General features: G+C 69.6%; 22 protein-coding genes and 2 pseudogenes. 11 read left to right on the top strand and 13 right to left on the bottom strand.

The window, feature by feature from the left end; all coding sequences use genetic code 11:
• Positions 1 to 168: 168 nt before the first annotated feature.
• Positions 169 to 1002 carry an aldo/keto reductase gene (locus AB0M87_RS13575; protein ID WP_365852205.1) on the top strand — a complete coding sequence of 278 codons (834 nt, stop codon included), beginning with the start codon at positions 169 to 171 and terminating at the stop codon, positions 1000 to 1002.
• A 3-nt stretch (positions 1003 to 1005) separates the two neighbouring features.
• On the opposite strand, the pseudogene AB0M87_RS13570 reads toward AB0M87_RS13575, so the two are convergent.
• The 3 genes and pseudogenes from AB0M87_RS13570 to AB0M87_RS13560 all read right to left on the bottom strand — a co-directional run.
• A pseudogene (locus tag AB0M87_RS13570) lies at positions 1006 to 1629 on the bottom strand (zinc-binding dehydrogenase); the annotation flags it as partial.
• Between the two features lie 49 nt (positions 1630 to 1678).
• Complete coding sequence (locus tag AB0M87_RS13565) at positions 1679 to 3730, bottom strand: SpoIIE family protein phosphatase (RefSeq protein ID WP_365852203.1); 2052 nt, start codon at positions 3728 to 3730, stop codon at positions 1679 to 1681.
• A 92-nt stretch (positions 3731 to 3822) separates the two neighbouring features.
• Positions 3823 to 4335 (bottom strand): DUF664 domain-containing protein, encoded by a 513-nt coding sequence (locus AB0M87_RS13560; protein ID WP_365852201.1) that lies wholly within the window; start codon positions 4333 to 4335, stop codon positions 3823 to 3825.
• 269 nt (positions 4336 to 4604) lie between these two features.
• Between AB0M87_RS13560 and AB0M87_RS13555 the strand changes: the two genes are divergently transcribed.
• Complete coding sequence (locus tag AB0M87_RS13555) at positions 4605 to 4922, top strand: hypothetical protein (RefSeq protein ID WP_365852199.1); 318 nt, start codon at positions 4605 to 4607, stop codon at positions 4920 to 4922.
• Between the two features lie 45 nt (positions 4923 to 4967).
• Here the strand turns inward: AB0M87_RS13555 and AB0M87_RS13550 are convergent, their stop codons facing one another.
• The 5 genes from AB0M87_RS13550 to AB0M87_RS13530 form a co-directional block, all read right to left on the bottom strand.
• Positions 4968 to 5135 (bottom strand): hypothetical protein, encoded by a 168-nt coding sequence (locus tag AB0M87_RS13550; protein WP_365852197.1) that lies wholly within the window; start codon positions 5133 to 5135, stop codon positions 4968 to 4970.
• 42 nt (positions 5136 to 5177) lie between these two features.
• Entirely contained in the window at positions 5178 to 5534 is a 357-nt protein-coding gene (locus AB0M87_RS13545; protein WP_365852195.1) for a PRC-barrel domain-containing protein, read from the bottom strand.
• Complete coding sequence (locus AB0M87_RS13540; RefSeq protein WP_365852193.1) at positions 5531 to 6220, bottom strand: DNA polymerase ligase N-terminal domain-containing protein; 690 nt, start codon at positions 6218 to 6220, stop codon at positions 5531 to 5533. Before AB0M87_RS13540 ends, AB0M87_RS13545 begins: the two co-directional genes overlap by 4 nt.
• Positions 6221 to 6238: 18 nt before the next feature.
• The gene (locus AB0M87_RS13535) at positions 6239 to 7738 is read right to left on the bottom strand and encodes an MFS transporter (RefSeq protein ID WP_365852191.1); all 1500 of its coding nucleotides are present in this window, start codon (positions 7736 to 7738) and stop codon (positions 6239 to 6241) included.
• A 212-nt stretch (positions 7739 to 7950) separates the two neighbouring features.
• The gene (locus AB0M87_RS13530) at positions 7951 to 8154 is read right to left on the bottom strand and encodes a cold-shock protein (protein WP_164262258.1); all 204 of its coding nucleotides are present in this window, start codon (positions 8152 to 8154) and stop codon (positions 7951 to 7953) included.
• A 401-nt stretch (positions 8155 to 8555) separates the two neighbouring features.
• Between AB0M87_RS13530 and AB0M87_RS13525 the strand changes: the two genes are divergently transcribed.
• Together AB0M87_RS13525 and AB0M87_RS13520 are read left to right on the top strand one after the other, a co-directional pair.
• Complete coding sequence (locus AB0M87_RS13525; protein WP_365852188.1) at positions 8556 to 9386, top strand: PP2C family protein-serine/threonine phosphatase; 831 nt, start codon at positions 8556 to 8558, stop codon at positions 9384 to 9386.
• 65 nt (positions 9387 to 9451) lie between these two features.
• Positions 9452 to 10444, top strand: coding sequence for an MASE1 domain-containing protein (locus AB0M87_RS13520; RefSeq protein ID WP_365852186.1), 993 nt, complete (start codon positions 9452 to 9454; stop codon positions 10442 to 10444).
• Positions 10445 to 10464: 20 nt separating this feature from the next.
• On the opposite strand, the gene AB0M87_RS13515 is transcribed toward AB0M87_RS13520, so the two are convergent.
• The 3 genes from AB0M87_RS13515 to AB0M87_RS13505 are packed head-to-tail and all read right to left on the bottom strand — an operon-like array spanning position 10465 to position 13243.
• Complete coding sequence (locus AB0M87_RS13515; RefSeq protein ID WP_365852184.1) at positions 10465 to 11034, bottom strand: isochorismatase family cysteine hydrolase; 570 nt, start codon at positions 11032 to 11034, stop codon at positions 10465 to 10467.
• Positions 11010 to 12764 (bottom strand): MFS transporter, encoded by a 1755-nt coding sequence (locus AB0M87_RS13510; RefSeq protein WP_365852182.1) that lies wholly within the window; start codon positions 12762 to 12764, stop codon positions 11010 to 11012. The genes AB0M87_RS13515 and AB0M87_RS13510 overlap by 25 nt, the downstream gene beginning before the upstream one ends.
• Positions 12764 to 13243, bottom strand: a complete 480-nt coding sequence (locus AB0M87_RS13505; protein WP_365852180.1) for a MarR family transcriptional regulator — start codon at positions 13241 to 13243, stop codon at positions 12764 to 12766. Before AB0M87_RS13505 ends, AB0M87_RS13510 begins: the two co-directional genes overlap by 1 nt.
• Before the next feature lie 213 nt (positions 13244 to 13456).
• Here AB0M87_RS13505 and AB0M87_RS13500 point away from each other — a divergent pair, with 213 nt between their 5' ends.
• From AB0M87_RS13500 to AB0M87_RS13475, 6 genes and pseudogenes are all read left to right on the top strand, one after another.
• The gene (locus AB0M87_RS13500; RefSeq protein ID WP_365852178.1) at positions 13457 to 15496 is read left to right on the top strand and encodes a bifunctional aldolase/short-chain dehydrogenase; all 2040 of its coding nucleotides are present in this window, start codon (positions 13457 to 13459) and stop codon (positions 15494 to 15496) included.
• A 143-nt stretch (positions 15497 to 15639) separates the two neighbouring features.
• Positions 15640 to 17049: a rhamnulokinase family protein gene (locus AB0M87_RS13495; protein ID WP_365852675.1), complete on the top strand. Its 1410-nt coding sequence runs from the start codon at positions 15640 to 15642 to the stop codon at positions 17047 to 17049.
• 192 nt (positions 17050 to 17241) lie between these two features.
• On the top strand, positions 17242 to 18234 hold the full coding sequence (gene dhaK, locus AB0M87_RS13490; protein ID WP_365852175.1) for a dihydroxyacetone kinase subunit DhaK: 993 nt from the start codon (positions 17242 to 17244) through the stop codon (positions 18232 to 18234).
• Between the two features lie 51 nt (positions 18235 to 18285).
• On the top strand, positions 18286 to 18882 hold the full coding sequence (gene dhaL / locus AB0M87_RS13485) for a dihydroxyacetone kinase subunit DhaL (protein ID WP_365852173.1): 597 nt from the start codon (positions 18286 to 18288) through the stop codon (positions 18880 to 18882).
• Positions 18879 to 19283: a PTS fructose transporter subunit IIA gene (locus AB0M87_RS13480; protein ID WP_365852171.1), complete on the top strand. Its 405-nt coding sequence runs from the start codon at positions 18879 to 18881 to the stop codon at positions 19281 to 19283. Before dhaL ends, AB0M87_RS13480 begins: the two co-directional genes overlap by 4 nt.
• 106 nt (positions 19284 to 19389) lie before the next feature.
• Positions 19390 to 20101, top strand: a pseudogene (locus AB0M87_RS13475) (SDR family oxidoreductase).
• A 32-nt stretch (positions 20102 to 20133) separates the two neighbouring features.
• Here AB0M87_RS13475 and proP read toward each other — a convergent pair.
• Positions 20134 to 21687: a glycine betaine/L-proline transporter ProP gene (gene proP / locus AB0M87_RS13470; protein WP_365852169.1), complete on the bottom strand. Its 1554-nt coding sequence runs from the start codon at positions 21685 to 21687 to the stop codon at positions 20134 to 20136.
• 308 nt (positions 21688 to 21995) lie between these two features.
• Here proP and AB0M87_RS13465 point away from each other — a divergent pair, with 308 nt between their 5' ends.
• Positions 21996 to 23111 (top strand): chemotaxis protein, encoded by a 1116-nt coding sequence (locus tag AB0M87_RS13465; RefSeq protein ID WP_365852167.1) that lies wholly within the window; start codon positions 21996 to 21998, stop codon positions 23109 to 23111.
• Here the strand turns inward: AB0M87_RS13465 and AB0M87_RS13460 are convergent.
• The gene (locus tag AB0M87_RS13460) at positions 23105 to 25204 is read right to left on the bottom strand and encodes a xanthine dehydrogenase family protein molybdopterin-binding subunit (RefSeq protein WP_365852165.1); all 2100 of its coding nucleotides are present in this window, start codon (positions 25202 to 25204) and stop codon (positions 23105 to 23107) included. The two genes, AB0M87_RS13465 and AB0M87_RS13460, sit on opposite strands and share 7 nt — an antisense overlap.
• Between the last annotated feature and the right edge of the window lie 105 nt (positions 25205 to 25309).

The raw sequence follows: 25309 nt of genomic DNA, 5'->3' as shown, positions 1-25309 counted from the left end.
CCCACGACGTTCCTGCCCGATCCCCGCAGCAGCCGACCGCAGCGCATGAGGTGCGGCCGACCGGGAAGCCGATGCGACAGAGCGCCCGGACCGTTGCACCCTGGATCCAGAGGGAGCGCGGGTCGCGCTCCCTGCCCATGCATCATCCGGACGAGACAAGGAATGATCGTGAACGCAGTTCCCACCGTCACCCTGAACAACGGCGTCCAGATTCCGCAGCTGGGCTTCGGTGTCTACCAGATCGAGCCGGCGGCCACCGTGGCGGCGACGCTCGTCGCCCTCGAGACCGGCTACCGGCACATCGACACGGCGGAGATGTACGGCAATGAGAAGGAGGTCGGGCAGGCGGTCCGCGAATCGGGTTTGGCTCGTGAGGACGTCTTCGTCACCAGCAAGCTGAACAACGGGTATCACGCCCACAACGACGCGCTCAAGGCCTTCGACCGGACCCTCGACGATCTGCGCTTCGACTATCTCGACCTGTTCCTGATCCACTGGCCGATGCCGGCCGTCGGCGACTTCGTGGACACCTGGAGGGCCCTGGAGGAGATCTACCGGTCCGGCAGGGTCAAGGCCATCGGGGTCTCCAACTTCCAGCCGGATCATCTGCGCCGTCTCCTCGCCGAGACCGAGGTGGCTCCGGCGGTGAACCAGATCGAGATCCACCCCTATTTCCCTCAGGACGAGCTCCGCGCCTTCGACGCCGGTCACCGGATCGCCACCGAGGCCTGGTCGCCGATCGCCCAGGGCAAGGTGCTCGACGATCCGACCCTCACCGACATCGCCCGCCGTCTGAACCGGACGACGGCCCAGGTCACCCTCCGCTGGCATCTGCAGCGCAACGACATCGTCTTTCCCAAGTCGGTCACTCGCTCCCGGGTCGAGGAGAATTTCGCGTTGTTCGACTTCGAGCTGACCGAGGCCGACATGGCGGCGATCACCGCCCTCGGCCGGGGCGACCGGACGGGACCCGACCCGGACACCTTCAACTACCTGCCGTAGCGGTTACCGCGGCGGGGTCAGCACAACTTTGCCCGCCGGGGTGCCGGACTCGGCGAGCCGCAACGCCTCGGCGGCTCGATCGAGCGGGACACGAGCCGCGACCGCGGCCGTCAGCGACCCTTCCGCCAGCAGGCCGAGCACCCGGGTGAGATCCGTGCGGATACGGGAACGGACGGCCGCCCGGCGGCGCTCGCCCGCCCAGAGGTTGTAGAAGGTCGTACGGCGGCGGTTGGGCAACAGGTTCCACAGGGTCAGTCGCGCGAGCAGGAGCAGCACCGGAAGCCCGGAGGCGCCCGGGGTGTCCCGGGTGGCTGCGGTGCCGTACGACACCAGGGTGCCGCCGGGGGCCAGCAGACGGAAGGAGTCGACGATGCCGTCACCGCCGACGTGGTCGAAGACTGCGTCCAGCCCCTGCTGGGCCGCTGCTCGGACCAGCGCCGGCGGGTCGGGCGCCCGGTAGTCCAGCGGAACCACGCCCTGAGCGCGCAGCGCGTCGTGGTCACGCGGCGATGCGGTGCCGATGACCCGCGCCCCGGCCAGCCGGGCGAGCTGGACCAGGGTGGAGCCCACTCCTCCGTTGGCGCCGTGGACCAGCACGGTGTGTCCTGCCCGGACCCGGGCGGACCGGCCCTCGTGGCGTGAGCTCGTCGCCCGGGTCCGCCCACCGCTTCCGGCGTCAGGCGCCCGCGCCGGCCGGTTCGAACTCGCACCAGACCGCCTTGCCGTCTCCGCGCGGCTCCACCCCCCAGCGCGCCGACACCGCATCGATCAGCAGCAGGCCACGGCCGGACGTCGCCGCTTCGCCCGGCGTCCTGCGCCGGGGCCAGGCGCTCGACCGGTCCTTGACCCACAGCCGGATCCGGCGGATCGGCTCGGGCAGCACTTCGAGGGTGAGCACGGCGCCGCCCTCCGTATGGAGCAGTACGTTCACCAGCAGCTCGCCGGCAGCGAGCTCGACATCGTCCGCCAGGTCGCCGAAGCCCCAGGCGTCCAGCGCCTTGCGCAGCACGACCCGGGTCTCCGCGAGGCCTTCCGGGTCCGCCTGGTGGATGTACTCGTGGATACGGGGCGCCTGCGGGGTTCCGAAGTCCGGCGAGCGGCGCAGTACGAGCAGCGCGACATCGTCGCCCGTTCCCCAGCGCTCCCACAACCGGTCCGCCAGGTGATCGGACAGTTTCTCCGCCTCCTCGGGCCCCGTGTGCACCGCTTCGGCCAGCGCATCCATCCCGGCGCTGATGTCCATGCCCGATTCCTCGACCAGACCGTCGGTGCAGAGCACGAAGGACTCGCCGGGCACAAGATCGAGACGGGTCTCCGGGTACTCCTCCTGCGCGAACTCGGTAGCCAGCCCGAGCGGGAGACCACCGCGCACATGGGGCCAGCCGATCCGTCCGTCGGTGTGCCGGATGAGCGGCCCGAGGTGGCCGGCGCGCACCGCCCGCACGCCTCCCGAGGTGAGATCTATCTGGGCGTACGTGCAGGTGGCGAAACGGTCCGTGTCGAGGTCGGCCAAGAAGCGGGAGGCCCGGGCCAGTACGGTCGAGGGCGAATGTCCCTCCCCCGCGTAGGCCCGCAGCGCGATCCGCAACTGGCCCATGATCGCCGCGGCATGAGTGTCGTGTCCCTGTACGTCCCCGACGACGACGCCGACCCGGCCGCGGGGCAGCGGCATCACGTCGTACCAGTCACCGCCGACTTCCCGGCCGGTCCAGGCCGCGTGGTAGCGGACCGCTATCTCGGCCCCTGCGAACTTCGGGATCCGCCGGGGCAGCATCGCCGACTGAAGGCCGGCCGCGAATTCCCGCTCCTGGTCGAAGAGGATGGCGCGCTGCAGGGACTGGGCGATGATGCCCGCCATGCCGAGGCAGAAGTTGCGGTCCTCGTACGGGAAATCGCTCCGTCCCCGGTAGAAGAGCGCCAGGCCACCGATGGACTGCGCCTGGGCGATCAGCGGAAGGAAGGCCGCCGCATCGAGCCCCCAGTGCCGGACGTACTCCTGCAACCCGGGGACCCGGTGCGCGAGGTCCCGCAGGGACGTCACGAAATGTGGCTGCTGGGTGAGGACCGCCTGCGGGAGCGGCATGGCCTGATCCAGACGGTTGAGCTCAGGGTCCGCCATCATCTGCATGGAGTCTCCGGCCAGAGCGATGATCCTCAGGGATCCGCCGTCGACCAGTCCCAGGAGCAGCCCGTCGGCTCCGAGGCGCTCGAGACCACCCTCACCGATCAGCACGTCGGTCACGTCATCGACCGTGACGGCCTTCGCCAACGCGTCGGTGGCCCCCTGGACCATGGTGCTCAAACGGCGCCGGCCGGCCTCGATCGGGCTGATGGAGACGAATTCGGTGAGCTCGGTGGCGGCATTGCGGACGATGCCGACGACCCGGTAGGGATCGCCTTGTTCATCGCGCAGGATCCGCCCCCGCGCATGGGTCCACTGCCGGATCCCGTCGCGCCGCCGCACCTGGAAGTACGTACCGTACGACGACCGGCCGCTGCGCATGGCCTCGGTCACCGCCGCATCGAGTCGGAGCCCCTCCTCGGGAGGCACCCGGCAGCTGAGTGACTTCGGGCTGCCGTCATATTCGTCGGCGCGCAGGTCGAAAACGGCCAGGGCGGCCTCGTCGAGCGCGAAAGTGCCCCGGGCGAGATCCCAGTCGAAACTGCCCATGCGGTTCAGAGCCAGCCGCTCGCCGGCCCCGATCGGTGGGAGATCTCGTCCTGCCATGCGGCCGCTCCGAAGGAGGACTATGGGCGCCTTTCGATGCCCAGAGTTTAACTTTCGGCACTTTGCACCGCATTACGGCTGTTGCCGCGCGCTCAACCCTTTGAGCGCTCCAGAGAGCCGCGTACGAACGCCGCCTGTCCGGCGTGCTGGAGATCGTCGCCGATCACACTGATCAGCCGGACACCCAGCGTGACCGGCGGGGACCACGCCTCGTCGACCACCCGGTCCAACGCGTCGTCGTCGAGGCCCTGGATGAAGCGCAGGGTCCGCTCGTGGACGGCGTCGTAATAGCCGAGCAGCAGATCGGCACCGACCCCGACCTGCGCCACCTGTTCGGTGGTCTGGCCGTATCCGGTCTCTTCGTGGCTGAAGGGGAGTTCGAAGCGCTCCGCCCAGCCCCCGGAATGCCACACCTGATCCTCGCCCGCGGCATCAGCCAGGTGGTCGTCCTGGACCCGGGTCAGATGCCAGACCAGCCAGCCGATCGAATTCGCCCCGCCGTCCAACCGGGCGCCGAGGTCATCCGCGGAGAGCCCGTCGACCGCGGAATGCACGATCTCCTGGACACGTCCGAAAGCGTCCGCCAGTACCTCTGCGCTCTTCATCCGCTGCTCCTCGGCCGGTCGGAACCGCCCCGGCCGGCCGCACCGGGGCGGTGTCTCTGCGAGACCACCATGGTCGCTCATCGGTCCCGGCAGTGTGTTCGACACGCGGGATGCGGTGCAGCCGGGTGTCCGATGCGGGGGCATGCGGTGCAGGCGGGTGACGGGGTGGGTGGCCGACGGTGATCGCAGCCGAAAACGGGGCAGGCCAAGAGGTGGGCGGGCCATTACCCGCCCGGCTCAGCGTTGGGCAGCCGACACCAGGAGTTCATATGGCCACCTATGTCATCACCATCCCGGGCACCTTTCTGCAGGAGATCAGCGATGCGTCCCGGAACACACTGCTGCGCAAGCTCCGCCCGTCCGACCCCCGGCAGACGCCGCTGGGCGAGGCCGAGGACCTCGATCTGCTCACCGTCAATGAGAACCGCACCTTCAGCATTCGGCTCGAAGTGGCCGCCGACAACATCCACAGTGCGGAGGAGAGCGCGAAGCAGACCGCGTCCGCCGCGCTGCGCGAGGCGGGATTCTCCGACAGAACGGCGCCGCTCGGTCCGGCGACCGTGACAGGTCTCGACACGGAAGCCTGAAGCGATCAATCCGTCACGGCCTGGACCGCCCGGGCCAAGGTGCCGTCAGCGCACCGGGCGGCGTCCGCTGCGGCGCCAGCGCCAAGCGGCATAGGCGAGGTCCGCCACCAGGACCACGATCCCGACGATCCACAGATAGGCCAGCCCGGAGACCAGCACGCCGATGATGCCTAGTAGAAGGGCCACGATGACGAACAGCAGGACCGCAGTCATGTCGACGGGCTTTCTTCGAGAGGTCCGAGAGGGTGGAGCGGATCAGGGGCGGGCGAGTTGCCGTTCGCCGTTGGCACCTGGCTGGTAGGGCAGGTCGTAGTGGGCGAAGACCGCCTTCTCCTCCTCGGCGGGCAGCACGTCATCGGTGCCCATCGAGGGTGCGCTCTTCACCTGATCCCGGAGATAACCGACCTTGACGTAGTCCGGGCCCAGAATGGCGTCGGTCAGCGGCACGAACGTCAGCCGACGGCGGGTCGGCAGACCGATCAGGACAGTGACGACGGCTGGTTCGTCGGTTCTGGTGTCGACGTAGACCGCCTCCAGCGGCCCGATCTTGCGTCCCTCGGCGTCCACCACGTCGCGGTTCCGCCACTCGCGGATGTCGGCTGCTCGGATCATCGGACCTCCTCGTTTCGGCTGCTGTCGGCGGCGCTGTCGACGACTTGTTGCAGCGTGCGTCCGCTACGGACCGAGCGCGCCCGCCAGGGGTCCGGCGAACCATGTGTTGCGCTCTTCCCGCCGCGCTGCTCGGTGTCCTGGGTCTTCTTCCCGTTCTTCTCCTTCTTCCCCCTCGCCTTGATCAACAGCCAGGCCTCGGGCTCACCGCTTCCGTCACCTCCGCCGCCATGGAAGCGGGTGAGTGCGTATTCGCCCTGGAGCTTCGTCCCATGCAGGCGGAACGTCGCGTGCCCACGCTCCAGGGACTCCCCGAACGGCACCGGCCGGCCCCGGCGGTCGTGGCTGAGGGAGCGATAGGTTCCTTCGTCCCAGACGATGACGGTGCCACCGCCGTACTCACCCTGGGGGATGACGCCCTCGAACTCGCGATACTCCAGCGGATGGTCCTCGGTCGGTACGGCGAGCCGCTTGTCCCGGGGATCGGTGGAGGGCCCCTTGGGCACCGCCCAGGACTTCAGTACACCGTCCACCTCCAGCCGGAAGTCGAAGTGCATCCGGCGCGCGTCGTGGATCTGTACCACGAAGGAGAGCTCATCCGCGCCGGCACCGTTCTCGCCGCGCGGCTCCGAAGTGGTGTCGAAATGCCGCTTGTCGCGGTAGGTCCGCAGTGCGTCGTCGTCACTCATGCCAGCGCCTCCTCGGAGTCATACAGCCGGAGCGCTCGGCGATCCGGTGGTGCCATCCGCCTTCGCCGCCCGGGCGGAGAGCGGGCTCGCGATGTCCTCCAGCGACCTGCCTTCCGCATCGACGGCGAAGAACAGGGCGACGACTCCGGCGGCGACCATCAGCGCGGCCCCGATGGAGAACGCCAGGACGGCGTCCCCCACCACACCGCTCGATGTGAGGCTGGAGAAGACCAGCGGGCCGGTGATACCGCCCGCCGCCGTGCCGATGGCGTAGAAGAAGGCGATCGCGAGCGCCCGGGTCTCCATCGGGAAGATCTCGCTCACCGTCAGATAGGCCGAACTGGCACCGGCCGAGGCGAAGAAGAGCACGACGCACCAGCACGCCGTCATGGTGGTCGCATTGAGATGGCCCTGGTCGAAGAGCCAGGCGGTAGCGAAGAGCAGCAGGCCGGAGAGGATGTACGTGCCGGAGATCATCTTCCTCCGGCCCACGGTGTCGAAGAGCCGGCCGAGCAGCAGCGGACCGAGGAAGTTGCCGATCGCCATGACGGCGAAGAAGTATCCGGTCGAACCACTGGACACATCGAAGAAGTTGACCAGGATCGAGCTGAATCCGAAGGTGATGGCGTTGTAGAGGAAGGCCTGCCCGATGAAGAGTGAGAATCCCAGTGTGGCGCGCTTCGGGTAGGAGCGGAAGAGCGCGCCGGCGATCTCGGCGAAGCCGACGCTCTTGCGCTGCTCGATGGTGATGGCCTTCCCCGGTGCGGGCAGTCGCTCGCCCGTCTCCGCCTCGACCTCTCGCTCGACATCGGAAACGATCTTCTCGGCACCCTCGGAGCGTTCATGGATGAACATCCAGCGCGGGCTCTCGGGTACATGCCTGCGGACCAGCAGGATGACCAGACCCAGCACCACACCGAGCGCGAAGGTGAGCCGCCAGCCGATGTTCTTCGGGAAGATGTCGGTATTGAGCGCCACGACGGAGAGCAGGGCGCCGCCCATCGCGCCCAGCCAGTAACTGCCGTTGATGATCAGGTCGACCCTGCCCCGGTACTTGCTGGGGATCAGTTCATCGATGGCGGAATTGATGGCGGCATACTCACCACCGATACCGAAGCCGGTAAGGAACCGGAAGATGAAGAACCACCACACGGAGAAGGACAGCGCCGTCATCGCGGTCGCCGCGAGGTAGACCGCCAGGGTGATCAGAAAGAGTTTCTTGCGGCCGAAGCGGTCGGTGAGCCAGCCGAAGAACAGGGCTCCGGAGCAAGCACCGGCCACGTAGAGGGCGGCCGCGAGGCCGGTGACCTGCGCGTCAGTGATGGCGAGCCCGCTGCCGTGCTCCGAGAGGCGGCTGGCGATATTGCCGACGACCGTGACTTCCAGACCGTCCAGGATCCAGACGGTCCCGAGGCCGATGACGATCATCCAGTGCCAGCGGGACCACGGCAGCCGGTCGAGACGGGCAGGCACTTCCGTGGTGACGGTGGGGTGTGCGGACTCTCCGGTGGCGCTCATCGGTTCCCTCCTGCCTGCGACGACTCCGTTGGCGCCGCAACGACACGCTGCGGGTACCCTCAAGATCATCCGTGCAAACAGGTTTTCTCGGCTGCGGAGCGCACCCGAGCAGCCATGGCGTCACGGGTCGTTCCAGGACCGGATGGCGCCAGGCAGGCGGATACGGCAGTGCCCGTCCCCGGGCAGACCGGGGACGGGCACGAACGCCTGGATCAGGCGGGGACGATGTTCTCCGCCTGCGGGCCCTTCTGGCCCTGCGTGATGTCGAAGTTCACCTTCTGGCCCTCCTGCAGCTCACGGAAGCCCTGGGCGTTGATGTTGGAGTAGTGGGCGAAGACGTCCGGGCCCCCACCATCCTGCTCGATGAAGCCAAAGCCCTTTTCCGCGTTGAACCACTTAACGGTGCCACTGGCCATGCTTGTGCCCTCCAAGGGGACTCGAAGTCGGTTCCCGCACCGCGCGGGAGCCGGAGGTGATCGCCCTGGTCCTCGGAGACGCCGAACAGCAAACCCGCCCGTGCATGTACGCACGGGCGAGAGGTACTTCGGAACCACGACAGCTGAGTGAGACGCTACACGGCCGGAGGCGCGAGCACCCCGTCGGCTCATCCGTTGATTCCTCACCGGGGCACATACGACCCTTTCGCGGCATTCGGGTCTGCGGGATCCTCGGTCGGGAAATATGATGCAGGGGACGACCCGCAGAGCGCAGGCCGTGGTCACCGTCGGGTGCGGGCTCGGCCGACGGACACCGCATCTGCCTCGTGACGACGAGCGCTGCGTCGCGGTCCGGGAACGAACGTACCGCGGAGCGGCCCATGAACCGGCGTCGTCCATCTCGTTCAGCGACCGCCGACGAGCTGCTCACCACCCTCCAGCACCTCACCGCCCGGGCGCGGAAAGAGGTGGAACTGCACCAGGCCCGGGTGGAACTGGCCGAGGCGCTGCAGCGCGAGATGCTCCCGGCCACCCTCCCCGCACTCCCGGGCCTGCAGACCGCCGCCCGCTACACCCCCGCCCGCAGTGGCCTGGACATCGGCGGCGACTGGTACGACGGTTTCGTGCTCCCGGACGGCTCGCTCGGTTTCGCCATCGGGGACGTCCAGGGGCACGACGTCGAGGCAGCGGCCTTCATGGGGCAGATCCGTATCGGCATGCGGGCCGCCGCCAGCACCGCGGCGGATCCGGGCGAGGTCATGGGCCGGACGAATGACCTGCTGCTCTCGGTGGATTCCAATCTCTTCGCGACATGCACGTTCCTGCGCTTCGATCCCTGTACCTGGGAACTTCACAGCGCTCGCGCCGGCCATGTGCCCGCCGTGTGGTCGTCGGCCGAGGGCCACTCCGGTGTTACCGAGGACGAGGGCGGCGTGCCGCTCGGCATCCTGGCCAAGCAGCACTACCCGGTCACCCGGCGGAGGCTGACGACGGCCGGGGCCGTCGTGCTCATCACCGACGGAGTCGTCGAGGGCCCCTCCTTCCCGATCGACGCCGGGCTGGAACAGGTGCGCGAGCAAGTAGCCGCCCTCCCGCAAGCCACTGCGGACGAGCTGGCCGACGACGTCATCCGGGCGGCCCGGCGCACCGGGCACCAGGACGACGCCGCCGTGCTCGTCCTGCGCCATGACGCGGCACCCGGGCCGGCCTGACCGCTGCTCCCGGGTGCGCGTGTCATAGGCGGCCGCAGCTCCGGACCCGGTGTCTGATGGGCTCCGTGATCCGCAGCGAGGCAGCCAGAAGACGGACCGCAACCGCTCTGCGGGTGCTGGCCGTCGCCGCCGCCTACTACGTGTCGGGGCAGCTCGGTCTGGAGCGGCAGGTGACGGTCCACGGCTCCATGGTCACACCGCTGTGGCCGCCCACCGGCGTGGCACTCGCCGCGCTGCTGTGCTGGGGACTGCGCGTCTGGCCCGGCATCGCACTCGGCGCCCTGTTCGTGACAGCCGCGACCGGAGACTCCTTCAGCGGTGACGGTATCGTGATCGCGCTGGGCAACACACTCGCCCCGCTGGGCGCTTGCTATCTGCTACGCAGGGCCGACTTCCGCATCCAGCTCGACAGGCTCCGCGACGGCCTGGCGCTGGTCTTCCTGGGCGCGCTTCCCGGCATGCTGGTCAGCTCGACCGTGGGCTCGGTGGTGCTGCTGGCGGACGACAAGCTTCCGCGCAGCGGTTTCTGGCTGGTCTGGTTCGCCTGGTGGGCGGGGGACACCATGGGCGTGCTCGTCGTGACGCCCCTGCTGCTCGTGCTGAGCAGAGCGCGGCTGCCACAACTCACCGGCCGATCGGTCGAAGCCGGAGCGCTGGCAGTCGCCGCCCTGGTCGTCTCCCCGCTGGCCACCAGAAGTCATCTGGCCATGCTCTTCCTGGTCTTTCCCCTGCTCATCTGGGCTGCTTTGCGTTTCGAGCTGGCCGGCAGCGCACCGTGCGCACTGCTGGTGGCCGTGCTTGCGGTGGTGGCAGCGACCGACCGCGTAGGGGCTTTCGCCCATCTCACGCTCCTCGAGGTCATGATCAACCTCACGACGCTGAACGGCTCTGTGGCGCTGACCTCGCTGCTGCTGTCCGCGATCGTCACCGAGCACAAGAACATCCGCCGCAGGCTGGAGCGAGCCTGCGAAGAACTGGCCGATGTGGTGGAGCATCTGTCCCTAGGCGGCAGAGGCACGGGGTGGTTGCCACCGGAGGCGCCGGGCGAGGGCCGCTGACCCTCGGCCGGCTCCGGGGATCATTTGCGCAGGGTTCCGATCCAGTCATCCACACCGATGACGTCCGCCTGGCGCGTGAACACCTTCTCGGTCAGCACCCGGTGCACCTCGGGATCGGCGTCAAGACAACCGTCCGCCAGCACCACGAGAGCGAAATCCAGGTCCGCCGCCTGCCGCACGGTGGACAGCACCACGCCGCTGGTGGCAATGCCGGCGAGCACCAGGGTGTCCACTCCCCCGGCTCTGAGCACCATGTCGAGGTCGCTTCCGGCGAATGCGCTGACCCGCTTCTTGGTCACCACGATGTCGCCCGGCCCGGGCGCCACCGAGGGATGGATGCGGGCGTCCGGATCACCCTCGGCGAAGCCTCCGCCCGCGGCGCCGCCGGCCAGCCTTTCGAAGCTCTTGTTGCGGGAACTGACCTCCGGATGCCCGGCGCGGAAACCGATGACCACATGGATCACCGGCACGCCTGCCGCCCGGGCCGCGTCGACCGCTCCGGCCAGTCGTGGCAGATAGTCGGTGTCCTCGTTGAGCCGGTCGACGATGCCCTGCTGTACATCCATCACGAGGAGGGCGCTTTTCGCCATGACGGCTGTCCTTTCCCTGAGTTGTCCGAACCGCCCGGGCCGGTCGGCCCGGCTTTGTGGTGGCGGCCGCGCAGCACCGAGGCGAGCGCGGCCACCAGGGCCATCACGGTGGCCACCCCGAAGACGGTCCCAAGGCCGTGGTGAAAGGGCCCGGAGACCAGTTCGGAGAAGAACCGGGTTCCCGTCAGCGTCTGCACGCGGTGCGCCGGAAGTCTGTCCAGCACACCGCTGGGGCCGAGCAGGTGGCCGATCGGGTTCTTCCCGAGGAATGTGGCGAACAAGGTACTCACCGGGGGCAGCCCGGACACCTCCGCCGCTGTTGCGGCGGGCACCCCCTGGGCCTGCAGCCCACTGTTCAGGGCGTGGGGCAGCGAACCGGCGAGTCCGGAGATCATCAGGGAGAACGACAGGCCGATCGACAGAGCCGTGCCCGAGTTCTGGAACGTGGAGCGCATCCCCGACGCCACTCCGCGCTGTTCCGGCGGCACGCTCCCCATGATCGACGAGGTGTTGGGCGCCGAGAACATCCCCTGGCCGAAGCCGCTGAGCATGAGCAGCGCGGCGAATTCCGGATAGGAGAAGTTCACCGGCAGGGCCAGGAGGCCGACGAATGCCGCGGCCACCAGAACCAGCCCCGCGGTGGAGAACAGCCGGGCCCCGTAGCGGTCGGAGAGGAAGCCGGAAAGCGGCCCGGCGATGAGGAAGCCCACGGTCAGCGGCAGCATGAAGATGCCCGCCCAGAGCGGTGTGCGTTCGAAGTCGTAACCGCGCAACGGCAGCCAGATGCCCTGCAGCCAGATGATCAGCATGAACTGAAGTCCGCCGCGGGCGATCGCGGTGAGCAGCGCTGCGAGATTGCCAGCGGCGAAGGCGCGGATACGGAAGAGTCCGAGGTGGAACATCGGTTCCGCGATGCGGGTCTCGACCACGCAGAACGCAGTGAGCAGCAGTACCCCGGCGCCGAGGCCGCCCAGGACCCAGGGGCTGGTCCACCCGGTCGGGTGGCCGCCGTAGGGCTGGATGCCGTAGGTGATGGCGGCCAGCAGGACGCCGGCGCCGACAGCGAAGGTGGTGTTGCCGACCCAGTCGATCCGGCCCGGTTTGCGGGAGCCGGTCTCCCGCAGGCTGCGGTACGACCAGAAGGTGCCGATCGCTCCGATCGGGACGCTGACCCAGAACACCGCCCGCCAGTCGATGGCGGCGAGCAGCCCGCCTGCCAGCAGCCCGAGGAACTGGCCTGCCAGCGCGGTGATCTGATTGATGCCGAGAGCCATACCGCGCTGTCTGGCGGGGAAGGCATCGGTGAGGATGGCGGCGGAGTTGGCGGTCAGCATGGACCCGCCGACCGCCTGCACCACTCTGAAGCCGATCAGCCACAGAGCACCGGCGGAGCCCCTGAACGGGTCGAGGGACAGGGCGAGTGAGGCACCGGCGAAGATGGCGAAGCCCATGTTGTACATCCGGACCCGCCCGAACATGTCACCGAGACGGCCCAGCGCCACCACCAGGACCGCGGAGACCAGCAGGTAGCCCAGGATCATCCAGAGCAGATAGCCGATGTTCCCGGGGGCGAGCGGATCGAGGCCGATACCGCGGAAGATGGCCGGCAGCGAGATGATGACGATGGAGCCGTCGATGGTCGCGATCAGCACGCCGAGGGTGGTGTTGGAGAGCGCGACCCATTTGTAGCGGTCCCCCACGGGGCCCTCGGTCTGCGCCCGGGTGGCCATCACAGCCGCTCCGCGAGCCGGTCGAGCAGGGGCAGAACGGCCAGCAATTCACGCCGCTCGACGGGCGTGAACTCCTCGTCCAGCACATCGGTCAGGCGCTGGACGGACTCGGACCGGCGGTCGATCAGTACCTTGCGGCCGGCGTCGGTGACCGTCATGACCGCGCGCCGGCCGTCGGCGGCGTCCGGAGCGCGGCGCACCAGGCCACGCTGCTCGAGAGCGGCAAGAGTGGTGGCCATGGCCTGCGGCCGGACCCGCTCGAGTTCGGCGAGCGAGCCGGGCGAATCCGCGCCGTCGCGGCTCAGCCGGGCCAGTACGGACACCTCGGAGAGAGTTACGTCGCCCACGCTGTGGGTCTGGCGCAGTCTTCGCGCGATGCGAGCCACCGCCAGCCGGATCGCCGCTCCGGTCCGGGCTGCGTCGTCATCCGTCACGTTGTCAGCGGCCCCGTTGTCGTCGGCCACGTCGTCACCGGCCATGTCACCATCCATAAGTACTAACAATAGGCTTATCAATGAGTCGTAACCAACGGAGCGGCGGGTCGGCCGGGACCACATCTCTCGAGGCCGGCTCTCGAGTGCACTGAAATGATTCAGACCCTTCCCCACCTCGGGCGCCGATCTCTTGACAGGTCGGATGGTGGCGTCCTACCTTCCGGGTGAATCGATTCATTGACTGAGGGAACCCACGTCATGACGCTCTCCTCTGCGGCCGCGGCCCTGCTCGCGCGCTCCCACCGTCTGGGCGCCGATCCGCGCAACACGAATTACGCGGGCGGCAACACCTCGGCCAAGGGCACGGCCCCCGACCCGGTGAGCGGCGGCAACATCGAACTGATGTGGGTGAAGGGCTCCGGCGGCGATCTGGGCACGCTCGCCGCTTCCGGCCTGGCCGTGCTCCGGCTTGACCGCCTCCGAGCGCTGGCCGGCGTCTACCCGGGTGTGGCCCGAGAAGACGAGATGGTCGCCGCGTTCGACTTCTGTCTGCATGGGCGGGGCGGCGCCGCTCCTTCCATCGACACCGCCATGCACGGACTGGTGGACGCTGCGCACGTCGATCATCTGCACCCCGACTCCGGGATCGCCCTGGCCTGCGCCGCCGACGGTGCGGCACTGACCGAGGAATGCTTCGGCGATCTGGTCGTCTGGGTTCCCTGGCGGCGTCCCGGCTTTCAGCTGGGCCTCGACATCGCCGCGGTCAAGGAGGCCAATCCGCAGGCGATCGGCTGCGTCCTCGGCGGCCACGGCATCACCGCGTGGGGCGCTACCTCCGAGGAGTGCGAGCACAATTCACTGCGCATCATCCGGGACGCCGAACGCTTCCTGACCGAGCGTGGCAAGCCCGAGCCCTTCGGCCCGGTGCTCGACGGCTACGCGGCTCTGCCCGAAGCGGAGCGACGGACCCGGGCAGCAGAGCTCGCACCGCTGCTGCGAGGTCTGGCGTCGACGGACCACGCCCAGGTCGGCCACTTCACCGACGCACCGCCGGTGCTGGACTTCCTCGCGCGGGCCGAACACCCCCGGCTCGCCGCACTCGGCACCTCCTGCCCCGACCACTTCCTGCGCACCAAGGTGCGGCCGATGGTGCTTGACCTGCCGGCGTCCGTCCCGGTCGCCGAGGCAGCCGCCCGCCTCCGGCAGCTCCATGGGGAGTACCGGGGCGGGTACGCCGCGTACTACGAGCGGCACGCGGTGCCCGGCTCGCCCCCGATGCGCGGCGCCGACCCGGCCGTCGTGCTGGTACCCGGGGTGGGCATGTTCTCCTTCGGCAAGGACAAGCAGACCGCCCGGGTCGCCGGCGAGTTCTACCTCAACGCCGTGAACGTGATGCGTGGCGCCGAAGCCGTCTCCCGCTACGCGCCGATCGAGGAGTCGGAGAAGTTCCGTATCGAGTACTGGAATCTCGAGGAAGCGAAGCTGCGCCGGATGCCCGCCCCCAAGCCACTTTCGGCCCGGGTCGCCCTGGTCACCGGTGCCGGCTCGGGCATCGGCAAGGCGATCGCGCACCGGCTGGTGACCGAGGGCGCCTGTGTGGTCGTCGCCGATCTGCACGGCGAGCGCGCCGCCGAGGTCGCCGAGGAACTCGGCGGGCCGGACCGTGCGGTCGCGGTCACCGTGGATGTGGCCGACGAGGAGCAGATCGCCGGCGCGTTCCGGCAGGCCGTACTCGCCTTCGGCGGCGTGGATCTGGTGGTCAACAACGCGGGGATCTCCATCTCGAAGCCACTGCTCGAGACCAGCGCCCACGACTGGGACCTGCAGCACGACATCATGGCCCGCGGTTCCTTCCTGGTCTCCCGCGAGGCCGCCCGGGTCATGACCGAACAGGGCATGGGCGGGGACATCGTCTACATCGCGTCGAAGAACGCGGTGTTCGCGGGGCCCAACAACATCGCCTACTCCGCTACCAAGGCGGACCAGGCGCACCAGGTCAGGCTGTTGGCAGCCGAGTTGGGCGAGCACGGCATCCGGGTCAACGGGGTCAACCCGGACGGGGTGGTACGCGGCTCCGGCATCTTCGCCGCGGGCTGGGGAGCACAGCGCGCCGCCGTCTATGGCGTCGAGGAGGAGAAGCTGGGCGAGTTCTATGCCCAGCGCACGCTGCTCAAGCGTGAGGTGCTGCCGGAGCATGTCGCCAACGCGGTCTTCGCGCTGACCGGAGGCGATCTCACCCACACCACCGGGTTGCACATCCCGGTCGATGCCGGCGTCGCCGCCGCTTTCCTGCGCTGAACCCGCACGACTCCCCGGTTCCTCCGCCGCCCCCGTCCGACCCGCCCGCACCGCCGAAGGGTGGTCTCGTGTCCCGCACGCCGTCCTCCACCGTCCCGTCCGCCTTCGCCGCCGCCGATCTGGGTGCCACCAGCGGGCGGGTGATGGTCGGCCGGGTGGGGCCCGCCCACTTGGAGCTGAGCGAGCTCCACCGATTCCCCAACAGACCGGTGCGTCTCCCCGGCGGCCTGCACTGGGACGTACTCAGCCTCTATCAGGGGGTCCTCGACGGCCTGGGTGAGGCGGCCCGAGCGGGCGCGATCGCGACCATCGGTATCGACAGCTGGGCGGTGGACTACGGTCTGCTCGACGCGGCCGGCGAGTTGCTGGGCAATCCGTTTCACTACCGCGACACCCGCACGGCGGGCGTTGTCGACCGGCTCGGGGCGGCCCTGCCGGCCGAGGAGCTGTACCGGATCACCGGACTTCAGCATCTGCCGTTCAACACCGTCTTCCAGCTGGCGGCCGCGAACGGCAGCGCCTCACTCGCGGCCGCGAAGACGCTGCTGCTGATTCCCGATCTGCTCATCCACTGGCTCACCGGGAGTATCGGTGCGGAGGCCACCAACGCCTCCACCACCGCGCTGTTCGATGCCCGCGCGGGCACCTGGTCCAGCACCGTCGTGGAGCGGCTGGGCATCGACCGCGGGCTGCTCCCGCCGATCCGCCACGCCGGGGACACCGCCGGCACCCTGCGGTCGGAGGTGGCGGCCCGCACCGGTCTTCCGCCGAGTACGCCGGTCACCGTGGTGGCTTCGCACGACACGGCCTCCGCGGTCGCCGCGGTCCCGGCCACCGGCCCCGGCTTCGCGTACATCTCCTGCGGCACGTGGTCGCTGGCCGGGCTGGAGCTCGATGGGCCGGTGATCACCGAGGCGTCCAGGGCGGCGAACTTCACCAATGAGCGGGGCATCGACGGCACCTTCAGATTCCTCCGGAACATCATGGGGATGTGGCTCCTCTCCGAATGCCTGCGCACCTGGGCGGCGGACGGTCTGCCCGCCGATCCGGCGCCCCTGCTCGCGCAAGCGGCTCGCTCGCGCCCGTTCGCCGCGCTGATCGACCCGGACGACCCCGGCTTCCTCGCTCCCGGTGACATGCCGGCCCGGATAGCCGATTACTGCGCGCGAACCGGTCAGGGGGTGCCCGCCGATCAGAGCGCCATGGTCCGCTGCATCCTGGAGAGCCTGGCGCTGGCCCACCGCTCCACCCTGCGCAGGGCCGCCGAGCTCGCCGACCGGGACATCCGGACCGTGCATCTGGTCGGCGGCGGGAGTCGCAACGACCTGCTCTGCCGGCTCACCGCCGACGCCACCGGGTTGCCCGTGGTCGCGGGCCCCGCGGAGGCGACGGCACTCGGAAACGTTCTCGTCCAGGCACGCGCACACGGCCTGGTGGGCGACCATAGCGCCCTGCGGGCTCTGGTGGCCGATACCCAACCGCTGCGCCGTTACCGGCCCGGCGGTGACGAGCGGGCCTGGGCCGCGGCGGCCGCACGGATTGGGCTCGACTGAGCTGGTGGCAGTCGGCGGCGCGGGAATCCGTCGGAGGCATCTTCCGGACGACTCCGGAACGTTCGCAGGATACTGGTGCTGTCGGACACCGGAACCTCCGATCCCCGACCGCCACGATCAAGAACTGGCCGCATCTCTCCTGAGCTGCGAAAATCTAGCTCGGGAGCTGACCGCCCTCTCAAGGGAGTAACCATGCGCATGCTCATCAACGTCCCGGAAACCGTGGTCGCGGACGCCCTGCGCGGCATGGCCGCTGCCCACCCCGACCTCGCCGTCGATGTGGACAACCGGGTGGTGGTGCGACGTGACGCGCCGGTGGCGGGAAAGGTGGGCCTGGTGTCCGGCGGGGGTTCGGGGCACGAACCGCTGCACGGTGGTTTCGTCGGGCCCGGCATGCTCGCCGCTGCCTGTCCGGGCGAGGTGTTCACCTCTCCGGTGCCCGACCAGATGGTGCGCGCGGCGGCCGCCGTCGACAGCGGCGAGGGGGTGCTGTTCATCGTCAAGAACTACACGGGCGATGTGCTGAACTTCGAGATGGCAGCCGAGCTCGCCGAGGACGAGGGGGTGCGGATCGCCAAGGTGCTGGTCAATGACGACGTGGCGGTGACCGACAGCCTGTACACGGCGGGCCGGCGCGGGACCGGCGCGACGCTCTTCGTGGAGAAGCTGGCGGGGGCGGCGGCCGAGGAGGGCGCGCCGCTGGAGCGGGTGGAGGCCATCGCCCGGCAGGTGAATGAGGGCGCCCGGTCCTTCGGCGTCGCGCTGGCCGCCTGCACGACCCCGGCCAAGGGCAGCCCCACCTTCGATCTGCCCTCCGGGGAACTCGAGTTGGGCGTCGGTATTCACGGTGAGCCGGGGCGGGAGCGACGGGCCATGATGACGTCGCGGGAGATCGCCGACTTCGCGGTGGACGCCGTGCTGGAGGACCTGCGGCCGACCGGGCCGGTGCTCGCCCTGGTGAACGGCATGGGTGCGACTCCGCTGCTGGAGTTGTACGGTTTCAACGCCGAGGTTCAGCGGGTGCTGTCCGAGCGTGGCGTGGCGGTCGCTCGTACCCTCGTGGGGAACTACGTGACGTCGCTCGACATGGCAGGCTGCTCGGTGACGCTCTGCCAGGTCGACGAGGAACTGCTGCGGTTGTGGGACGCGCCGGTGAAGACCCCGGCTCTCCGCTGGGGTTGCTGACTCGCCGCCGGTCACCGACTCGTTCCCCGCCCGACTCATCAGGGAGGCCCTGTGCTCGACGCCGAATTCTTCCGTCGCTGGATGACCACGACGGCCGGGACCGTCGACAGAGAGGCGAATCGGCTGACCGAACTGGATTCGGCCATCGGCGACGCCGATCACGGCAGCAACCTGCGGCGCGGGTTCGCCGCCGTGACGGCCGCGCTGGAGAAGGACGCGCCCGACACGCCGGGGGCGGTGCTCGTTCTCGCCGGACGACAGTTGATCTCCACGGTGGGCGGTGCTTCGGGGCCGCTCTACGGAACGCTGCTGCGCACCACCGGCAAGGCGCTCGGGGACACGGCCGAGGTCAGCCGGGAGCAGCTGGCCGAAGCCCTGGCCGGCGGGGTCGCCGCCGTGGGCCGGCTCGGCGGGGCCGCGGCCGGTGACAAGACGATGCTCGACGCGCTCCTGCCCGGCGCCGAAGCGCTGTCCGAGTCCTTTGCGGCAGCCGCCACCGCGGCCGACGCCGGAGCGCAGGGGACCGTGCCGCTGAGGGCCCGAAAGGGCCGTGCCAGTTATCTGGGCGAACGCAGTATCGGGCACCAGGATCCCGGGGCGACGTCGTCGGCCCTGCTGCTCCAGGCACTCGCGGAGGTGGCCGCATGAGCCGGCTCGTGGGAATCGTGCTGGTGTCGCACAGCGCACCTGTCGCCGCCGCCGTCGCCGAACTGGCCACCGGGCTCACCGGCGGGTCGACGACCGCGCCGGTCGCGGCCGCGGGAGGCACTCCTGACGGCGGACTCGGCACCAGCTCGGAGCTGATCGTCGCGGCGGCCGCCGCGGTCGACCGTGGCGCGGGGGTCGCGGTGCTCGTCGATCTCGGCAGTGCGGTGCTTACGGTCAAGGCGCTGCTGGCCGAGGGCGACGAACTCCCGGAAGGCACCCGGCTGGTGGATGCGCCGTTCGTGGAGGGAGCGGTGGCGGCCCTGGTCACGGCTTCGGCGGGTGGTGACCTGGACGCGGTGGAGGCGGCGGCCGCCGAGGCGTACGACTACCGCAAGGTCTGAGGGGGTCCGGCACCCCCGGGCCGGAGCCTTGACTTCGAGATCATGCGCACCCTAGCGTCTTGTTCTTCGACATGACCGGGGTTCACATACGAGGACGGGGTGGGTCGTGGATCAGCGACGCGTAGTGGTGTCCGGCGGCGGAACGGGGATCGGCCTGGCCGCCGCCGAGGCCTTCGTCGAGAGGCGGTGCTGCGCAAGGCCGCCGACGAACTCAACGCCAGATACGGTGAGTCCGCCGTGACCTGGACGACTGCCGACCTCAGTGTGCCGCAACAGGTCCGTGACGCGGTGGAGTTCATCACCGCCGACCCCGAGCCGGTGGACGTACTTGTCACCAGTGCGGGCGGAAACGCGGCACCCGCCCACGACGGCACCCTGGAATCCGTCGCCGACGGCTATCTGCGCAACTTCGCCGCCAACGTGCTGACCGCGGTGCTGCTCACCGAGGGACTGGTTCCGCACCTGCGCCGGGCGGCCGTATCGTCCATCTGTCCTCGATCGCGGCGCTTCGCGGGCCCGGGTCGTACGGCGGCGCCAAAGCCGCGGTCAACACGTACACCTTTGAACTGGCCCAGCGGCTCGGCGCGGACGGCATCACCGTCAACGCCGTGGCCCCGGGCTTCGTGGCGGACACCGAGTTCTTCGGAGGCCGCGTCAACCCGGAGTTCATCGCCTCCCGAGTGGCGCAGACACTGACCGGTCGGGGCGGGGTGCCCAGCGAGATCGCCGCCGCGATCCGCTATGTGGCAGCGCCCGAGGCCGGTTACCTCACCGGGCAGATCCTGCACATCAACGGCGGCGCCGCGCTGGGCCGGTAGCAACCTCGGTGGCCCCCCGCCGTGCATCGATGTCAGCCCGTCATCCCCGGCCCACCCCCGCGATCGTCGTCCTGGCCGTGCCTCCGGGCCCAGGGGTGGCGCAGCCGGATCCAGATGTCTCTGGCCTCCCGCCCGGCGGCCGTTCGGCTGTGTGCCACCGCGCGGCGGGCCTGGGCGGGTGTTTCGACCATGGGGCCCGAGCCGCGCAAGGGCTTGCCGGCCGTTTCGTGCAGGAACAGCGTCGAAATGAGCCCGATCACTCCGGCGACCATCAGGTAATAGGCTGGCACCATCTTGTTCCCGGAGGCCTCGACGAGGCCGGAGGCGAACAGCGGAGTGGTCCCGCCGAAGAGCGAGACCGAGACGTTGAAGGCGATCGACAGGGCTCCGTACCGCAACCTGGTCGGGAAGAGGGCCGGGAGCGTCGATGCCGACGTACCGGCGAAGCAGACCAGCAGCAGTCCGAGAATCCCGCAGCCCACGGCCGGCCAGAGGATGCCGCCTTGCCGGATCATGACGAACGAAGGGTACGACAGCGCGATCAGCGCGACGCTGCCCGCCATGAAGACGGGCCTGCGCCCCCACCGGTCGGAGGTCCGGCCCACTGTGGTGATCGTCAGCACGACCAGCAGCATGGTGGCGAGCACCAGCAGTTGAGCGGTGGTCTCGTTCTGGCCGAGCGTGGACGTCATGTAGGTCGGCAGATAGGACGTCACCATGTAGTTGGTGACGTTGTACAACAGGACCAGCCCCATACAGATGAGTACGGCTTCCCAGTGCTGGGTGAAGATCTCCTTGAGCCGGCCCTTGCCGGACTGCCTGGCCTCCTCGACGGGGTCCTCCTCCGGTTCGCCCCGCGCCACAGCCTGCTCATGGACGTACGCCGCTTCCTTCTTGAAGGCCGGGGTCTCCTCCAGCTTGAGGCGCATATAAAGTCCGATCGCGCCCAGCGGACCTGCCACCAGGAAGGGGACGCGCCACGCCCAGTCGACGAGACCGTCCTGTCCAACGGCCAGCGTCAGCACGGTGACCATGCCGGAGCCCAGTGAATAGCCGATGAAGGTACCGAAGTCCAGCCAGCTGCCGAGGAACCCACGACGCCTGTCAGGGGCGTACTCGGCGATGTAGGTGGTCGCGCCCGCGTACTCGCCGCCGGTCGAGAAGCCCTGGACCAGCCGGCAGATCAGGAGCAGCACCGGCGCCACGAAGCCGACCGCGCCGTAGCTCGGCAGGAAACCCACCGCGAAGGTACTGATCGCCATCATGATCATGGTGGTGGCGAGGACTTTCTGCCGGCCGATGCGGTCACCCAACGGACCGAAGACGAGGCCGCCGAGCGGACGCACCAGGAAGGCCGCCGCGAACGTCGCGAAGGTGGCCACCACCTGGGCACCGGGCGAACTCGACGGGAAGAAGACCTTCCCCAGCGTGCCTGCCAGATAGGCGTAGACGCCGAAGTCGAACCACTCCATGGTGTTGCCGAGTGCGGCCGCGGCCACCGCTCTGCGTACCTTGGGCCGGTCGGCCACCGAGACGTCCTCGGCGTTCAGCGACTTCTTGCGGCGGCGCAGCAGAGTACGGACCATTCGGTCCGTCGCAGCGTTTCGCTTGCTGCCTGGCCGGCTTCCCTGAGGGCTACGGGACCGTCGGAACGGGTCCGCCACGATGCCCTCCTCCCTGCCGTATCGGTCATCAGCCGTCCGACCCCCGATTCTGGGGCCTGATCCCTCGCGGGCGCCTGTTCGGCGCGGCCGTAGGAGTGACGGGGCAGAGCTGGGCGAACCCGCAATGCCACCCGCTGCTCCTGCGGTTGACACGTCGACCGCCAGGCGTCCGGATGCAGCCGCGCGGCGGCTGTTGGATCGTGTGGGGGACGAGTACCAGAGAGGGAGTCATGGAAACCAACGCTCTGACGCCTGCGCTCCTGCAGACCCTGCGCAGGCACCAGCCCCACCCGGTGGTGTCCGTGTCCATGCCCACGCACCGGCGTGAGCCCGACAACGCCCAGGACGCCGTGCGCCTGCGCAACCTCCTCGCGGAGGCCGGGCGCCGGATCGATGCGGACGAGTCGGTGTCCCGGCAGTCGCGAGCCGAGCTGAAAGCCCAGCTCGAACGGGCGCTGACCGATGTCGATCTGCGCCGCTCGCTGGACGGACTGGTCATCTTCGCCGGTACGGACGAACACCAGGTGTGGGTCCTGCCCCGGCCGGTGCCCGAACGGGTGGTGGTGAGCGACAGCTTCCTGACCAGGAATCTGGTCGCTGCCAAGGCGCAGGCCACCCCCTTCTGGGTACTGGTGATCGCCGCCGACCGCAGCACGCTCTGGCACGGCTCCGGAGAGCGACTGAGCGAGCACCGGGGCAACGGTTTCCCGGTCACTCCGGAGGAACTGGACGACGACGTGCAGCGCGAGCAGCGGGTGGGTGACGTGGCCGGCACGTTCCGGGACGAGGAAACCCGTCGGTATCTGCGCACGGTGGACAGCACGCTGGCCGCCGTCCTCGCCGCCGAGCCACGCCCGCTCTACGTGGTGGGCCTGCCCCCCGCGCTGAGTCTGCTGGAGGACGTGGGCACCGCCACCCGTGACGCCGTGGGCAAGGTGCTCAGCGGCGGACTGGTGGACGGACCCGCGTCCGAGCTCTACCGACAGCTCGAACCGAGTCTGGCGGATTTCCAGCGGCGGGCCGCGGAACGCACCGCGGACCGCCTCAATGCGGCGCGCGGCAAACGGAAGTTCGCCGCCGGGCTCGACGAGGTGTGGGAGTCGGTACGTGAGGGGCGCGTCGCCCTGGTGGCCGTGGAGGAGCATTTCCAGCAGACCGTCCGGGTCGAGGAGGGTCATCTCGTGCCGCTGGATCCGGCGCTGCCGCACCCGTCCGGGAACGGCATCCGCGAGGACATCGTCGACGAGTTGGTGGAGCTGGCCCTGGACGGCGGCGCGGAAGTCGTCTTCGTCCCCGACGACATGCTGGCCGGTCACAGTCGTATCGCGGCCGACCTCCGCTACTGACGCGGCGGAGCGAGTACCCGGTCCGGGGTGAGCGGCAGTTCCCGTTGACGTACACCGGTGGCGTGGTGCACGGCGTTGCCGATGGCGGCGGCCGTGCCGACCACGCCGATCTCCCCGATGCCCTTGCTGCCCATCGGGTTGAGGTGCCTGTCGTCCTCCTCGATCCAGTGCGCCTGGATATCGGTGACATCCGCATGGCAGGGCACGTGGTAGGCCGCGAGGTCGCTCTCGGTGAAGTCTCCGAAGGCCGGGTCCATGGTGCTGCCCTCCATCAGCGCCATCCCGATGCCCATGATCATTCCACCGATGAACTGCGACCGTGCGGTGCGCGGGTTGAGGATGCGTCCGGCCGCGTACACGCCGAGCATCCTGCGGACCCGTACCTCCCCGCTGACGGTGTCCACCTGTACTTCGGCGAAGTTCGCACCGAAGGCGTGCCGGGCGTAAGGCGATTCGCGTTGCGCCTGTTCGGTGATGTCCGCGTCGGCCGAGAGACCTCCGGCCGGCAGCGAACCCCGGTGGGCCGCGACTCGGGCGGCGAGCTCCGTGCAGGCCTCGTGTACCGCCCATCCCCAGGACGCGGTGCCGGACGATCCGCCGGCCACCGAGGCCTGCGGGAGGTCGCTGTTGCCGATCTCGATGTGCACCGAGCCCGACGGGACGCCGAGCGCGTCGGCGGCGATCTGGCCCAGCACGGTGCGTGCGCCTGTTCCGATGTCCGTGGCGTTGACACGCACCAGGTAGCGGCCGTCGGCCGATACCCGTGCGGTGGCCGCGCTCGGCATGATGAGGACCGGGTAGGTGGCTGCGGCGACTCCCGTGCCGATCAGCAGGGCGCCCTCCCGGCGCGAGGCCGGCCGCGGGTCCCGGTCCGCCCAGCCGAAGCGGCGGGCTCCTTCCCGCAGGCATTCCACGAGGTGGCGGCTGCTGAAGGGCCGGCCGCTGTCCGGCTCGGTGTCCGGCTCGTTGCGCACGCGCAGTTCGACCGGGTCGAGGCCGACGGCTTCGGCGAGTTCGTCCATCGCCGACTCCAGGGCGTACATGCCCGGAGTCTCTCCCGGGGCGCGCATCCAGGAAGGGGTGGGCACGTCCAGTGCCACCACCCGGTGCAGGGTGCGGCTGTGCGGTGATGCGTACATGACCCTGGTGGGGACCGCGGCCTGCTCCACGAACTCCTTGACGCGGGAGGTGTGGGTGGTGACCTCGTGACTGAGCGACACCAGCGTTCCCTCGGCGTCCGCACCGAGCCGCAGCCTGTGCAGGGTAGGCGCACGGTGGCCGACGTTGGCCGGCATTTCCTTGCGCGGCAGAGACAGTTTGACGGGGCGACCGGTGTGCAGGGCGGCCATGACGGCGAGCACCACATGGGGGCGAGGGGTGCCCTTGGAGCCGAATCCGCCGCCCACGTGTTCACAGCTCACGGTGATCCGGTCGGCCGGAATGCCGAAGAGCGCGGCCAGCGCTGTCCGCACATAACTGGATCCCTGGCTGGAGTCGTGCACCCGCAGCCGTCCGCTGTCCCAGTACGCGGTGGCCGCGTGCGGCTCCATCGGGTGGTTGTGCAGCGGCGGTACCCGGTAGGACACGTCGACCTGAACGGGTGATGCGGCGAAGGCCGCGTCCACGTCGCCGCGCTCCCGGAGGGCCGGGTAGCCGCCGTTGGCCACCTCCGGCGTGTAGGCGCCGGGGTGATCGGCGGTGAGGGTGACGTCGTGAGGTTCCGCCGCGTACTCGATGCGTACCGCCTCGGCTGCGGCCCGCGCCGTCTCCAGCGTCTCCGCCACCGCCAGCGCCACGTACCAGCCGCGGTGCGGTACTTCCCGGTCCTGCAGCACGGCGAGGGTGGGGTCACCGGCGTCACCGAGCCGGGGGCTCGAGTCGGGGCTGAGCACGGCCAGCACGCCGGGCAGCGCCAGGGCGGCGCTATCGTCCACGGCGACGACCCGGCCGCGGGCCACAGTGGCGGCCACCGGCCAGGCATAGGCACAGTCCGCAGGGGTGTGCTCGGCGGCGTACCGGGCGACGCCGGTGATCTTCTCCCGGCCTTCGCTGCGTTCCGCGGGGGTGCCGAGTGCGGCGGCTGTGGGGCGCATGCGGGATCCTCTCACTGCGACTTGCTCGGTTGTCCGAAGCGGCTGGAGACTTGCGGCGGCTGATGGCTTGCGGCGTCCGATCCGGCTTGCTTTCGTGCGGTCACG

The sequence above is a fragment of the Streptomyces sp. NPDC051320 genome (assembly GCF_040682175.1).
Classification (GTDB): domain Bacteria; phylum Actinomycetota; class Actinomycetes; order Streptomycetales; family Streptomycetaceae; genus Streptomyces.
The sequence above is the reverse complement of the archived record's forward strand: the minus strand, read 5'-3'. Positions and strand labels throughout refer to the sequence as shown.